The following is a 13061-nucleotide window of genomic DNA, read 5'->3' as shown; positions in this document are numbered from 1 at the left end:
CCAGCGACCCCCGCGGCAACCCCGCCGCATCTGCTGCCCGCCCGGCGGCCTCCAGCACGTGACGGAGTGCTCCCTCCGGATCGGTCATGATATTGGCCGCACCGCTCTCACCGCGCCCCAGCACCCGGCCCTGCGCATCGGCGACCAGCGCGCGGCAGCCCGTTCCGCCGCCATCGACCGCCAGCAGGATCACCTTGTCTTCCCTTGCAACATGCATCCCAGTATCATACCAATATGAGACTCAAAACAGCTGCGCATCCGACCCATTGAAGTTAACATACAGATTTTCATCAATCTTTTTCGCACTGGAAATCCGATGCGAAATCTTATTAACATAATTGGCCCGAGTGGCATCGATTGGCATTATAATTGGACGGGCGGTGATGTGGATCGCTTCTGGCATCAGACAGGGTGTCTTTATACCCGGCCCGTCGCGGTCGGGCCAGCGGCGGCGATCACCGTTGTTGAGGCAATGACGAAAAGGCTATGATCGCCGTCACCGGGGACAGGATAACGGGAACATCGATGGCGCAAGGCGCCGACAGGGAGAAAGACATGATACGCACATCCACGACTGCAATGCTGACGGCGACGGCCATGCTCGGCACGACGGCGATCGCCGCCGCTCAGGACGTCACGCTGACGATCGAAAGCTGGCGCAACGACGACCTGGCCATCTGGCAGGAGCAGCTCATCCCGGCCTTCGAGGAAGCCAATCCCGGCATCAAGCTCAACTTCTCCCCCTCGGCACCCACCGAGTACAACGCCGCGCTGAACGCGAAGCTGGACGCGGGGTCGGCCGGCGACCTGATTACCTGCCGCCCCTTCGACGCCTCTCTGGAGCTTTACAACAAGGGGCAGCTTGCCGATCTCACCGATCTTCCCGGCATGGAGAACTTCTCCGACGTCGCCAAAGCGGCCTGGCAGACCGACGACGGCTCCACCACCTTCTGCGTGCCGATGGCCTCCGTGATCCACGGCTTCATCTACAACAAGGACGCCTTCGCCGAACTGGGCCTGGAACCGCCCGAGACGGAGGAGGAGTTCTTCGCCCTTCTCGACGAGATCAAGGAAGACGGCACTTACATCCCCATGGCAATGGGAACGAAGGACCTGTGGGAAGCCGCCACCATGGGCTACCAGAACATCGGCCCGAACTACTGGAAGGGCGAGGAAGGCCGGCTGGCGCTGATCAAGGGCGAGCAGAAACTGACCGATCCGCAATGGGTCGAGCCGTTCGAGACCCTGGCGCGCTGGCGCGACTATCTGGGCGACGGCTTCGAGGCGCAGTCCTATCCCGACAGCCAGAACCTCTTCACCCTCGGCCGCGCGGCGATCTATCCCGCCGGCTCCTGGGAAATCTCCGTCTTCAACGAGCAGGCCGATTTCGAGATGGGCGCCTTCCCGCCGCCGGTGAAGGCTTCAGGAGACACCTGCTACATCTCCGACCATACCGATATCGGCATCGGCCTCAACGCGGCGAGCTCCAATGCCGAAGCGGCGAAGACCTTCCTCTCCTGGGTCGCCTCGGACGAGTTCGCCAGGATCTACGCCAACGCGCTTCCCGGCTTCTTCAGCTTGTCCTCCACGCCGGTGGAAATGGAAGATCCGCTGGCGCGGGAATTCGTCTCCTGGCGCGAGGACTGCGAGCCGACGATCCGCTCGACCTATCAGATCCTCTCGCGCGGAACGCCCAACCTCGAAAACGAGACCTGGGTCGCCGCCGCCAATGTGATCAATGGTACCGAGACGCCCGAGGAAGCGGCACAGCGCCTGCTCGAAGGGCTCGAGAGCTGGTACGAGCCGCAGCAGCAATAACAGCGGCCCAGTCGCGGAACCGCTGGTCAAAGCGGTTCCGCCTTGCCATTGCACGACGGGGAAAAGAATGGCTGCCGCGAAGAAGCCGATCCGCTGGCACATTGCCGTTTTCCTGGCACCTGCCGTCATCGTCTACACGGCGGTGATGATCCTGCCGCTTTTCGGCACGCTGCAGCTCTCCCTCTTCCGCACCGGGCCGGACGGGCAGGTTTTCGTCGGTCTCGACAATTTCCGCACGCTGCTCGGCGATCCGCGCTGGTCGGCGAGCTTCTGGAATGCGTTGTGGAACAACACATGGTTCTTCATCATCCACATGGCGGTGCAGAACCCGGTCGGCGTCCTGCTGGCCGCCCTCTTGTCGAGCCCTCACCTGCGCCTGCGCGGCTTCTACCGCACGGCGATCTTCGTGCCGACGATCCTGTCCTTCGTCATCGTCGGCTTTGTCTGGAAGCTGATCCTGAGCCCGATCTGGGGGGTGGCGCCTAGCCTCCTCGATCTTGTCGGATTGCGCGGCTTGTTCGAGCCGTGGCTCGGCAAGGAGGAATATGCGCTCACGACGCTCGGCCTCATCTCGGTCTGGCAATTCGTCGGCATTCCCATGATGCTCATCTACGCCGCCCTGCTCGCCATTCCCGACGAGATCCTGGAAGCGGCCGAATGCGACGGCATCACCGGCATGGCGCAGTTCTGGAAGATCAAGCTGCCGCTCATCCTGCCGTCGATCGGCATCATCTCGGTGCTCACCTTCGTCGGCAACTTCAACGCCTTCGACCTGATCTACGCGACGCAGGGCGCGCTCGCCGGGCCGAACTTCTCCACCGATATTCTCGGCACCTTTCTCTACCGGACCTTCTTCGGCTTCCAGCTACAAACCGGGGACCCGAACATGGGCGCCACCATCGCCTCCATGATGTTCTTCATCATCCTGGTCGGCGTGTGCCTCTATCTCTTCGTCATCCAGACGCGCCTGCGGCGTTATCAGTTCTGAGGTGGAGGATGCAGGCGTTTACAGCGACACATCGAATTGAGCAGCGTCCCTTCATCTTGAGAGGTTCAGGTGTCTCCTCATTGAACACGTCAACCCGGAAGCCGGAGCAAAGCTCCCTTGGCCGGGATGGCGCCGCCAAAGCGAGGGTGTCCATGCGTCGATTCGACGGGAGGATAGCCCCATGAGCCGCGCCCGCACCGCCCCCTGGCGCAGCGTGGCCGCGCATGCGGTCCTGATCGCCTACACGGTGATCGCGCTCTTCCCCGTCTTCGTCATCGTCATCAATTCGTTCAAGGACCGTCGGGCGATCTTCCGCTCGCCGCTCTCGCTCCCCAATGCCGAAACCTTCAGCCTGATCGGCTACGACACCGTGCTCGCCCAGGGCGACTTTCTCCTTTATTTCCAGAACAGCGTCATCGTGACCGTCGGCTCGCTCGCAGGCGTGCTGATCTTCGGCGCCATGGCCGCCTTTGCGCTCGCCGAATACCGCTTCCGCGGCAATCCGCTGATGGCGCTCTATCTGGCGCTCGGCATCATGATTCCGATCCGCCTCGGCACGGTGGCCATCCTGGAGCTGATGGTCGCCTCGGGTCTGGTGAACACGCTCGTCTCGCTTATCCTCGTCTACACCGCCCAAGGATTGCCGCTCGCCATTTTCATTCTGTCGGAATTCATGCGGCAGGTCTCCAACGACCTGAAGAACGCCGGCCGCATCGACGGGCTTTCGGAATACCGCATCTTCTTCCGCCTCGTCCTGCCGCTGGTTCGCCCGGCCATGGCGACAGTCGCCGTCTTCACCATGATCCCGATCTGGAACGATCTCTGGTTCCCCCTGATCCTGGCGCCGTCCGAAGCGACCAAGACCATCACGCTCGGCGCCCAGGTTTTCATCGGCCAGTTCGTCACCAACTGGAATGCGGTGCTGGCCGCACTATCGCTGGCGATCCTCCCCGTTCTCATCCTTTACCTGATCTTCTCCCGCCAGCTCATCCGCGGGATCACAGCAGGAGCCGTCAAATGAGCGAACAGCAGCCAAAGCCGCTGCGCGTCGTCGTCGCCGGTCTCGGCAATATGGGCCGCAGCCACGCGCTCGCCTATCACCGCAATCCCGGTTTCGAAATCGCCGCGCTCGTCAACCGCTCGTCCGTGGAACTGGAGGGCGAGCTTGCGGAATACGCGGTGGAACGCGCGTTCGAGGAAGCGCTGAAACGCGAGAAGCCGGATGTCGCCTCCATCAACACCTATTCCGATAGCCACGCTGACTACGCGGTGATGGCGCTGGAAGCCGGCTGCCACGTCTTTGTCGAAAAGCCGCTGGCGACCACCGTGAATGACGCCGAGCGGGTCGTCGCCGCGGCGAAGGCGAACGGCCGCAAGCTGGTGGTGGGCTACATCCTGCGCCATCATCCCTCGTGGCAGAGGCTGATCGCCGAAGCGCGGGCATTGGGCGGCCCCTACGCCTTCCGCATGAACCTGAACCAGCAGTCGAGCGGCGCCACCTGGCAGACCCACCGCCAGCTCATGGAAGCCACCTCGCCGATCGTCGATTGCGGCGTGCACTATGTCGACGTGATGTGCCAGATCACCGACGCGAAGCCGGTGGAGGTGCGCGGCATGGGGCTCAGGCTTTCCGACGAGATCGGCCCGGACATGTACAATTACGGGCACCTGCAGGTCCTGTTCGAGGACGGCTCGGTCGGCTGGTACGAGGCGGGCTGGGGGCCGATGATCTCGGAAACGGCGTTCTTCGTCAAAGACATCATGTCGCCGAAGGGCAGCGTGTCGATCGTCATGGACGAAAGTGCGAAGTCGGATGACATCGACACCCACACCAGGACCGCCACCATCCGCATCCACCACGCCGAGCGCAACGCCGAGGGCCGCTTCTCAAGGCCCGACGAGGTCCTCGAGATGGAGGGAGAGCCCGGCCACCAGGAGCTCTGCGAGCGCGAGCAGGACTTCCTGCTCAAGGCCGTCCGTGAAGACCTCGATCTCTCCCGTCACATGGAGGACGCGGTGCAGTCGCTGAAGGTGTGCCTGGCCGCCGACGAAAGTGTGCGCACCGGGCGCGCGGTAAAACTGTGATGATGGAAAACCGACAGGATCGCATGCTCCTTCGCACACGCCTCCGGCCCGATGGCACATCCCTTTCCGCGTCATCCCGGCCAAGGGAGTTTACGACCGCGAGCCGGGATCCATTCCGAGTCTCTTCAATGTTCCGGAATGGATCCCGGACAGCCTCCGCTTGCGCTCCGGCTTCCGGGATGACGCGCGCGGAACAATGCGGTCGGCAGACCAGAAGGGGGCGTGAAGGGATCTCTGCATCTCGGATCTGGCGAAGCACGAACGCCATCAAAAGAGGATCACCGTGGGCTCACTGAAACTGGAAAACATCTACAAGTCCTTCGGCGCCACGGAAGTGCTGAAAGGCATCGATCTCGAAGTGGCGGACGGCGAGTTCGTCATCTTCGTCGGTCCTTCGGGCTGCGGCAAGTCCACATTGCTGCGTGTCATCGCCGGGCTGGAGGACGCGACGTCCGGACAGGTCCTGATCGACGGCGCCTCGGTCGATGCCGTGCCGCCGGCCAAGCGCGGCATCGCCATGGTCTTCCAGAGCTACGCGCTCTATCCGCATCTGAACGTGCGCGACAATATGGGATTGGGGCTGAAGCAAGCAGGCCGTCCGCGCGATGAGATCGGAAAGCGCGTCGCCATGGCCTCCTCGATGCTGGGCCTCGAGGAATATCTCGACCGCCGCCCGGCCGAGCTGTCCGGCGGACAGCGCCAGCGCGTCGCCATCGGTCGTGCCATCGTGCGCAACCCCAAGCTCTTCCTGTTCGACGAACCGCTGTCGAACCTCGACGCCGCCTTGAGGGTCAATACCCGGCTGGAGCTCGCCAAGCTGCACCGCGAGCTCGAAGCCACCATGATCTATGTCACCCACGATCAGGTGGAGGCGATGACGCTCGCCGATCGCATCGTCATCCTCAATGCCGGCCGCATCGAACAGATCGGCACGCCGATGGAGCTCTACAACAAGCCGGCCAACCTCTTCGTCGCCGGTTTCATCGGCTCGCCCAAGATGAACTTCGTCGAGGCGGAGAAGCTCGGCGAAAGCGGCGCGCAGACCCTCGGCATCCGTCCCGAGCACATCTCCGTGGATCCCGGTTCGGGGGATTGGAAGGGCACCGTGCTCCACGCCGAGCATCTGGGCGCCGACACGATTCTTTATCTCGATACGGAGAAGGCCGGCTTCGTCACGGTCCGCCTGTTCGGCGAGCACCGCTTCGCGCCCGACGACGTCCTGTTCGCCACACCTCAGCGGGAAAGCATCCACCGCTTCGACGCCGAGGGCCGGGCGATCGCCTGAAGGCGGTAGCTCCTACCGGGTGAGGCAGCTGGGCAGCGTCCTGCGGATGCGCGCGTCCTCCAGTGCCTCCCCGAGGAAGGCCGTGTTTGCCTCCGGGTCGTCCGACGGGTTGTCGAACGCGACGTAGTTCACCTCCACGCCCGCGTCGAGCGGATTGAGCGACAAGGTGAAATAGACCTTGGCCCCCTTTGGCCACAGTTCGAGATCGAGCGCGATTCTCGGCGTGCCGGTCCAGCCCACATGGGCCTCGCACCCGTGGCCGAGGCGCAGCGTGCCGGGCATGAAATAGAGTTCGGCCGCCGACTCGACGATGTCGGCAATGCTTGCCATGCTTTCCAGACGGATGAACGCCACGTAGTCGGCCAGCTCGATGAGCCGCAGTTCGTTGGCGACATCCTGGATGGCGTTTGCGACGATGACTTCGCGCGCTGCCGAATGCGGTTGCCGATTCATCACCTGTCCCCTCCCTGCTTCTCACCCAGCCTGTAGACCCGGCGGACCAGTTCGGCGACCGCCTTGTAGAATTCAGGCGGTATCATGCTATCCACCGAAACTTGTTTGTACATGGAGCGGGCGAGCGCCGGCTCCTCGAACACTGGCACCCCGTTCTCGCGCGCAATCTCGCGAATCTTGAGCGCGATCAGGTCCTGGCCCTTGGCGACGACGAGGGGGGCGGCATCCTGGTCGCGCCGGTAGCGCATGGCGATGGCAAAGTGGGTCGGGTTGGCGATGACCAGCGTCGCCTGCGGCACAGCCGCCATCATCCGCTGGCGCGCACGGTCGCGCGCCAGGGAGCGCTGCCGCGCCTTGACGATGGGATCGCCTTCCGTCTGCTTCTGCTCGTCCTTCACCTCCTGGCGCGTCATGCGCAGGTCGCGGCGCCAGCTGAACCGCGACCACGCGAAATCGGCCACGGCGATCACTGTCATCACGAGCGTGACCGCCAACAAGATGTCGACGACGACATCCCGGATGACGGTGGTGAAGACCATCGGATGGGTGATCATCCCGGAAAGAAGGCGCGTGTCGGCGGCGCGCAACGTAAAGACGACGAAGCCGCCGACCACCAGGAGCTTGCCGAGCGACTTGGCGAACTCCACCATGCCCCGCGCCCCGAACAGCCGTGACCAGCCGCTGGCGAGCGAGACCCGCGATGCCTTCGGCCGAATGCGTTCGAGCACGAAGCGCGGCGTGTTCTGAAGCAGGGAGGCGGCAAGGCCCGCCGAGACCAGGAGAAGCATGAGCACGCCGGCGACCTTGGCGATCTCGACAAAGACGATGCGGTAAATGGCGATCGCGTCCGTCTGCGTCGCCAGCGACCAGTCGTCGGCCCGCTCGATGAAGATCGACAGAAAGCCCCCAAGACGCACGGCGTTGTTTTCGGCAAAGAAGAGCACGAAAACGAGGATGGCCAGGAACGAGGCGAAGACGGGCGCCTCCCTCGAGAAGGGCAACTGCCCCTTTTCGACCGAGTCGCGGACCTTTTTCTCGGTGGCCTCCTCGGTCTTGCTTTCCTTGTCCGGCCCCTCAGCCATCAGACCTCGTCACGGGCGGAGCGCTTCCTTTCGGCTGGCGCTTCATCAGGCGGCGTTCTGCGCCGAAGGCAGTTCGATCGCGCCCTTTTGGGCAAGCTCCACCGCGGTCGCGGCGATGCGGCGGCGGGCCTCGCCGATCGCCTCCGCTGAGACGCCGTCGTCCTCCATCTGCAGTTCGGATTCGATCATGCGGCGGGAACGGGCGCCGAGCGCCGAAAGCACGGCTTCGGCCAGTTCCTGGGGCGCGCCGCGCAAGGACGCCGTGACCAGTTCGGCCGGCAGCCCGTCGAAGAGGGCGACACGTGCCTTCTGCGACAGATGGACGACCTCCTCGAAGGTGAACAGCCTGGCGCGGATGCCCTCGACATCCTCCGAACCCGCCTTCTCAAGATCGTCCATCACCTCGGTGATGTCCTCACGGTCGAGCTCGTTGAGAAGCCGCGCGACCCGGGCCTGGCCCGCCGAAGCATCCTTGCCGCTCGCCTCCGCGCGCAGGATTTCGGCAATCCGCTTTTCGATGACCGCCTTGGCGGCCTGCGGGACCTGGCCCATGGAGGCGACGCGCCGGATCACCTCGCCGCGTTGGGACCGGTCCAGTTCGCGCACCACCTTCGATCCCGCCTGCGGGGCCATGCGGGCGAGGATGACCGCCACCGTCTGCGGATGCTCCTGCGCCAGAAGCCTGGCGAGCCGCCCCGGCTCGAGCTTCTCGATCTCGGCCCACACCTCCTCGGCCCCGAGCGGCGGCGGGTCCTTGCGGCCGAGGAGGACGTTCACCTCCTCCGGCGACAGGGATTCTGAGAGAATGGTGTCCATGCTGTCGGCGGAATCGAGCAGGCCGGCGCCTTCCGTGAACTCGTTCTCGAACTCCTCCACCACCTTCTCCAGTTCGGCCTGGGGAATGGTGCGCAGGAGCCGTGCGGCCTCGATGAGCGACTTCAGCTCTTCCTGCTTGAAGAACTTCAACAGCCGCCCGGCCGACGGCTTGCCCATCGCCACCAGGATGGTGGCGGCCTTCTGTGCCTGCGTCAGCTTCACCGCCGCCCCCACGCGCTCGCGACGAATTGCGGGAAAAGGTGGAAAGCGCGGATGCTCATCGTGCCGTCGTGCCGCCGATTTCCGTCAAGCGCACGCCGAAGCGGCTGGTGTCCTGCTCCAGAAGCGTGATTTCCCCGCGCGCAATGCGGCGTCCGTTCACGACGATGTCCACGGGCTCGCCGATCCGCCGCTCGAGCGAAACGGTGGAGCCCTTCTCCAGCGCCATCAGCTCGGAAACGGGCATCTCGGTGCTGCCGAGCACGATCTGCACCTCCACCGGAATGCCCATGACGAAGTCGGCATGGCCGCCCGCGGGGTGCCCCTGCTCCTCGTCGTGCAGCGCGTCGCGCAGTTCCTCGATGGCCTTGTCGAGGCCTTCTTCCTCGCCGTTTTCGGGCGCCGCTTTCGTCTTGCTCATTCCGCCTCTCCTGTCAGCCGGCCAGAAGCCCGTTCAACACGTCCTGCCTGGCGTCGAATGGTTGCTTCACCCGCACGGTGTAGTTTTGCCCGAGCTTGCCGAACTCGCATATGAAGACGGGGCGGCCGCGCACGGTCAGCCGTGTCTCGCCCTGGGCGTTCGCGCCCAGTTCGAGCACCTGCCCCTCCCGCAATTCGGCGAGCGCGCCGAGCGGCACTTTGGTGAGCGGGACCGTCGCCGTCAGTTCCACCTTCGAGCGCAGCACCTCGCCGCCGAAACGTTGGCGCCATTCCGCGGCCGAGCGCCGGTCCGGTGCACGCGTGTTGATGGGGCCGCGCGATTCCATCAGCACGCGCTGGGGCATCCAGGCGGTCAGCCTTCCGCCTTCCTCGCCCGCGCCGATCGTAAAGGTCACGCAGACGCCCGGCCCGTCGCGGACGATGAAGCGCTTGAAGTCGCGCGGGCCCGCGAGCGGCCGCCCGACGGGCAGCCGCAATCCCATTGCCCGCGGCCCCGTCCCGTTGATGGCTTGCGCGAAAACGTCGAACACCATCGTCGCAACGTCGAGCTCGATTCTCGAGGGAACCCGGGTGAGCGGCGGTACCGCAATGTCCGGATCACCGCCGAAGAAGGTGCTGACGAGCAGTGAAAGCGCCTGCGGATCGAGGCGCAACGTCAGCGCGTCGCGCGAGGTCGGCGCCGGCACGACCGCGAGCGCATCGAACGATTCCGGTTCCGGCTTGAGATCGGCGAGCCGCACGATGTCGATGTCGGCAAGATCCACCGTCAGGAGCGTGGGCAAGACATCCGCCAGCGTCTCCGAAACCAGCGGCAGCACCCGCGTGGCCAGCGCACGCGCGGCCTCGCTCACGTGGCGCGGGTCGCTCGTGGCGCCGACGAGGCGCTCGACGATGAGCTTGCGCATCATTTCGGGATTGTGCGCTTCCGCCGCCATCTCCGTCATGCCGCCTTCTTCTCCGCCGCGCCGGCGTTGAGCGTGTTTTCCTCGACCGCGTCGATCGAGGGCCGGTCATAGGCGGAGATGGTCTTGCGCCCGAACTCCACCGCGACCTGCGGAAGCGATCCGTTCATGTAGGCGAGCAGGGTCTGCTTGACGACCACATAGAGCCGGTTGCGCTTGTCACGCACGATCTTGATCTTCGTGGCGATCGGGCCGACGATCGCATAGGAAAGGAAGATGCCGAGGAAGGTGCCGACCAGCGCCGCCCCGACGAGCGCGCCGAGGATTTCCGGCGACTGGTCGAGCGCGCCCATGGCCTTGATCACGCCCAGCACCGCCGCGACGATCCCGAGCGCCGGCAGGCCGTCGGCCACCGCCTGCAGCGCGTGATACGGCTTCAGCTTGTCACGCCGGATCGTCTGGATCTCCTCGTCCATCAGCGCTTCGATCTCGAAGGGCCGGGCATTGCCTATGATGATGATGCGGCAGTAATCGCAGATGAAGTGGGTGAGCGCGCGGTCCTTCAGGACGCTCGGATGGGTCTGGAAAATCGGCGATTCCTCGGGATTGTCGATGTGGTTCTCAACCTCGCTACGCGACTTGGTGCGCAACTCGCGCATGAGATTGTGCAGAAGGCCGAGCGTCTCGAGATACTCCTTCTGCTTCGGCACCGCGTGTTTGAAAGCCTCGAGGCATGCCTTGCCTGTGTCCTTGACCGTTGCCAACGGGTTGGCGACGAGGAAGGTACCCAGCGCCGCGCCGCCGATGATGACCACCTCCCATGGCTGGATGAGCACGTCGATATGCCCCCCCATCGCCATGAAGCCGCCGATCACACAGCCAAAGGTTACGACCAGTCCGATGAGTATGCCCACGCCAACAGCCTTCGCGTAAGAAACGGTTTCTTCCGCATTAGAGGCCGTGGCTTGCGTGAGGCTTGAAGCACAGGGCGCGCGCGAGAAGAAAGCTTCGCACAAGCCAGGGGCCCTAGGCTTGCCCGGAAAACGCGCGGGGGCGGCGAGATGAACACCTATACGAGCTATCAACTCATTGCGCGCGACATGGCGCAGTCCATCAGCCGCGTCGAGGCGCAGCCGATGGTCGGCCGCGAGACGGAATATTATCGCGAGAACATCGAGAAGGTGAAGACCATAGAGGAGTTCGTCGCCGACGATCGCCTCTTCCGCTATGCCATGAAGGCGCACGGGCTGGAGGACATGGCCTATGCCAAGGCATTCATGGTCAAGGCGCTCAAGGAAGGTGTCGACGACCAGGACAGCTTCGCCAACAATCTGACCGACAAGCGCTACAAGGAATTCGTCGAGACTTTCAACTTCGCCCGCTACGGCGAGGAAACGACCACCTTTTATTCCCCCACCACCGGAACGGTGAACAAGTATCTGCGCCAGACGCTGGAGGAGGATGCCGGCCAACGAAACGAGGGGGTGCGCCTTGCGCTCTACTTCGAGCGCAAGGCCGACGGGCTGGATTCGTTCTACGAGGTTCTGGCGGACCCGGCCCTTGCGCAGGTGGTGCGCACGGCACTGGGCTTTCCGGAAACTCTCGCCCAGGCCGACATCGACAAGCAGGTCGAGATGTTCAAGGACCGTCTGGACATCGAGGATTTCAAGGATCCCGACAAGCTGGCCGATTTCCTGAAACGCTTCGCCACCATGTGGGAGGTCGAGAATCCCAGCTACAGCCCGCAAAGCTCGATCGCCGCCCTCTTCAGCGAGCCGGTCTCGTTCGGCATTTCGACCGACACGCTTCTCGCCATTGCCCAGATGAGGAAATAGACAGTGCAGACCGGACTTTACGTCTCCCTCTCCTCGCAAATGGCGCTGGAAAAGCGCCTGGCGACCATCGCCGACAATGTTGCCAACAGCGGCACCACGGGCTTCCGCGCCGGCGGCGTCACCTTCGACGACGTCATGAACGGCCTCACGGACAAGTCGGTCAGCTTCGTTTCCACCGGCGACGACTTCTACGACACACGCGCCGGCGCGCTCCAGGAGACGGGCAGCCCGTTCGACTTCGCCGTCCAGGGCGATGCCTGGTTCGCGGTCGAGACCCCCGCCGGGCCGATGATGACGCGCGACGGCCGCTTCACCATGCTGGATACGGGCGAACTGGTCACGCTCGAAGGGCATCCGGTGCTCGACGCCGGCGGCGCGCCCCTGCTTCTCGATCCGCAAGCCGGACCGCCCGAGACCGGCGCCGACGGCACGCTGCGCCAAAACGGACAACTGCTCGGCGCCATCGGCCTCTTCGCCTTCACGCCCGGTCCGGGCGCGGTCCGCTACGGCAACTCCGGCTTTCTCCCCGACCAGCAGCCCCAGCCGGTGGTCGACCGGCCGGACGTCGGTGTCGCCCAGGGCTTTCTGGAGGGCTCCAACGTGAACCCCGTCAAGGAGATGATGCGCCTCATCGAGGTGCAGCGCACCTTCGAACAGGTCACCGCGCTGGCGCGTGACGGTGATACGGCCATGAAGGACGCCATCAAGACCCTGGGATCCTGATGGACGCGCCCCTGCCGAACGCCGATGGCCCGCTGACGGCGCTCGAATGCGCCTATCTGCGCTTCCGCGACCCGCGCCATATCGTCCGGCACGGCGGCCGCATCTGCGAGATCACACCCATGCACTACCGCGTCCGCGGCCTGTCCCGGGCGGCAAGGCTGGGCGACATCGTCTCCTACCGCGCCCAAGGGGCGGAATGCCGCGGAGAGGTCGTCCGCATCTCGGCCGAGGAGGTTCTGGTCGCCCCTTACGAAGCGGACGCCGAAGCCGCGCTCGGCCAGCCGGTCTTCACTACCGGCCCATTCGACGTCGTGCCGCATGAAAGTTGGCGCGGACGGGTCATCGATGCACTGGGCCGGGCGATCGACTCCGGGCCGCCGCTCATCCGCCCGCCGGGCGGGACGCGCCACGAGC

General features: G+C 64.5%; 13 protein-coding genes and 2 pseudogenes. 8 read left to right on the top strand and 7 right to left on the bottom strand.

Translation table 11 applies throughout. From position 1 onward, the window contains the following. A pseudogene (locus ACFP9U_RS18685) lies at positions 1 to 217 on the bottom strand (hypothetical protein); the annotation flags it as partial. A gap of 338 nt (positions 218 to 555) precedes the next feature. On the opposite strand from ACFP9U_RS18685, the gene ACFP9U_RS18680 reads away from it, so the two are divergent. The 5 genes from ACFP9U_RS18680 to ACFP9U_RS18660 all read left to right on the top strand — a co-directional run bounded on the left by ACFP9U_RS18680 (position 556) and on the right by ACFP9U_RS18660 (position 6176). Then, positions 556 to 1818 (top strand): ABC transporter substrate-binding protein, encoded by a 1263-nt coding sequence (locus ACFP9U_RS18680; protein WP_378623775.1) that lies wholly within the window; start codon positions 556 to 558, stop codon positions 1816 to 1818. A gap of 67 nt (positions 1819 to 1885) precedes the next feature. Beyond that, entirely contained in the window at positions 1886 to 2806 is a 921-nt protein-coding gene (locus ACFP9U_RS18675) for a carbohydrate ABC transporter permease (protein WP_378623773.1), read from the top strand. A 181-nt stretch (positions 2807 to 2987) separates the two neighbouring features. Next, positions 2988 to 3827 (top strand): carbohydrate ABC transporter permease, encoded by an 840-nt coding sequence (locus ACFP9U_RS18670; protein ID WP_378623772.1) that lies wholly within the window; start codon positions 2988 to 2990, stop codon positions 3825 to 3827. After that, positions 3824 to 4891, top strand: a complete 1068-nt coding sequence (locus ACFP9U_RS18665) for a Gfo/Idh/MocA family protein (RefSeq protein ID WP_378623770.1) — start codon at positions 3824 to 3826, stop codon at positions 4889 to 4891. The genes ACFP9U_RS18670 and ACFP9U_RS18665 overlap by 4 nt, the downstream gene beginning before the upstream one ends. Before the next feature lie 283 nt (positions 4892 to 5174). Then, a complete protein-coding gene (locus ACFP9U_RS18660) occupies positions 5175 to 6176 on the top strand; it encodes an ABC transporter ATP-binding protein (protein WP_378623769.1) in 1002 nt (333 codons plus the stop codon). A gap of 12 nt (positions 6177 to 6188) precedes the next feature. On the opposite strand, the gene ACFP9U_RS18655 is transcribed toward ACFP9U_RS18660, so the two are convergent. Genes ACFP9U_RS18655 through motA form a run of 6 tightly spaced genes read right to left on the bottom strand, consistent with a single transcriptional unit; the run spans position 6189 to position 11003 of the window. Then, the gene (locus ACFP9U_RS18655) at positions 6189 to 6629 is read right to left on the bottom strand and encodes a hypothetical protein (protein ID WP_378623767.1); all 441 of its coding nucleotides are present in this window, start codon (positions 6627 to 6629) and stop codon (positions 6189 to 6191) included. Then, positions 6629 to 7711: a flagellar biosynthesis protein FlhB gene (gene flhB, locus ACFP9U_RS18650; protein ID WP_378623766.1), complete on the bottom strand. Its 1083-nt coding sequence runs from the start codon at positions 7709 to 7711 to the stop codon at positions 6629 to 6631. Before flhB ends, ACFP9U_RS18655 begins: the two co-directional genes overlap by 1 nt. Before the next feature lie 45 nt (positions 7712 to 7756). After that, entirely contained in the window at positions 7757 to 8761 is a 1005-nt protein-coding gene (locus ACFP9U_RS18645; RefSeq protein WP_378623764.1) for a flagellar motor switch protein FliG, read from the bottom strand. Positions 8762 to 8804: 43 nt separating this feature from the next. Further along, positions 8805 to 9167, bottom strand: coding sequence for a flagellar motor switch protein FliN (fliN, locus tag ACFP9U_RS18640; protein WP_378623762.1), 363 nt, complete (start codon positions 9165 to 9167; stop codon positions 8805 to 8807). Positions 9168 to 9180: 13 nt separating this feature from the next. Then, positions 9181 to 10131, bottom strand: coding sequence for a FliM/FliN family flagellar motor switch protein (locus ACFP9U_RS18635; RefSeq protein ID WP_378623761.1), 951 nt, complete (start codon positions 10129 to 10131; stop codon positions 9181 to 9183). Further along, the gene (gene motA, locus ACFP9U_RS18630; protein ID WP_378623759.1) at positions 10128 to 11003 is read right to left on the bottom strand and encodes a flagellar motor stator protein MotA; all 876 of its coding nucleotides are present in this window, start codon (positions 11001 to 11003) and stop codon (positions 10128 to 10130) included. The genes ACFP9U_RS18635 and motA overlap by 4 nt, the downstream gene beginning before the upstream one ends. A gap of 147 nt (positions 11004 to 11150) precedes the next feature. On the opposite strand from motA, the gene ACFP9U_RS18625 reads away from it, so the two are divergent. The 3 genes and pseudogenes from ACFP9U_RS18625 to fliI all read left to right on the top strand — a co-directional run. Then, entirely contained in the window at positions 11151 to 11924 is a 774-nt protein-coding gene (locus tag ACFP9U_RS18625) for a DUF1217 domain-containing protein (RefSeq protein WP_378623756.1), read from the top strand. A 3-nt stretch (positions 11925 to 11927) separates the two neighbouring features. Further along, positions 11928 to 12647: a flagellar basal-body rod protein FlgF gene (flgF, locus tag ACFP9U_RS18620; protein ID WP_378623755.1), complete on the top strand. Its 720-nt coding sequence runs from the start codon at positions 11928 to 11930 to the stop codon at positions 12645 to 12647. Further along, a pseudogene (fliI, locus tag ACFP9U_RS18615) lies at positions 12647 to 13061 on the top strand (flagellum-specific ATP synthase FliI); the annotation flags it as partial. The gene flgF and the pseudogene fliI, both read left to right, overlap by 1 nt.

The sequence above is a fragment of the Nitratireductor sp. GCM10026969 genome (assembly GCF_042660605.1).
In the GTDB taxonomy this organism is placed as follows: domain Bacteria; phylum Pseudomonadota; class Alphaproteobacteria; order Rhizobiales; family Rhizobiaceae; genus Chelativorans.
This window is presented reverse-complemented; position numbering and strand designations above follow the sequence as displayed.

Excerpts from the sequence above, each read along its gene's own strand:
- ACFP9U_RS18680 (WP_378623775.1), top strand. The coding sequence starts at position 556 with ATGATACGCACATCCACGACTGCAATGCTGACGGCGACGGCCATGCTC.
- ACFP9U_RS18675 (WP_378623773.1), top strand. The coding sequence starts at position 1,886 with ATGGCTGCCGCGAAGAAGCCGATCCGCTGGCACATTGCCGTTTTCCTG.
- ACFP9U_RS18670 (WP_378623772.1), top strand. The coding sequence starts at position 2,988 with ATGAGCCGCGCCCGCACCGCCCCCTGGCGCAGCGTGGCCGCGCATGCG.
- ACFP9U_RS18665 (WP_378623770.1), top strand. The coding sequence starts at position 3,824 with ATGAGCGAACAGCAGCCAAAGCCGCTGCGCGTCGTCGTCGCCGGTCTC.
- ACFP9U_RS18655 (WP_378623767.1), bottom strand. The coding sequence starts at position 6,629 with ATGAATCGGCAACCGCATTCGGCAGCGCGCGAAGTCATCGTCGCAAAC.
- flhB (WP_378623766.1), bottom strand. The coding sequence starts at position 7,711 with ATGGCTGAGGGGCCGGACAAGGAAAGCAAGACCGAGGAGGCCACCGAG.
- fliN (WP_378623762.1), bottom strand. The coding sequence starts at position 9,167 with ATGAGCAAGACGAAAGCGGCGCCCGAAAACGGCGAGGAAGAAGGCCTC.
- ACFP9U_RS18635 (WP_378623761.1), bottom strand. The coding sequence starts at position 10,131 with ATGACGGAGATGGCGGCGGAAGCGCACAATCCCGAAATGATGCGCAAG.
- ACFP9U_RS18625 (WP_378623756.1), top strand. The coding sequence starts at position 11,151 with ATGAACACCTATACGAGCTATCAACTCATTGCGCGCGACATGGCGCAG.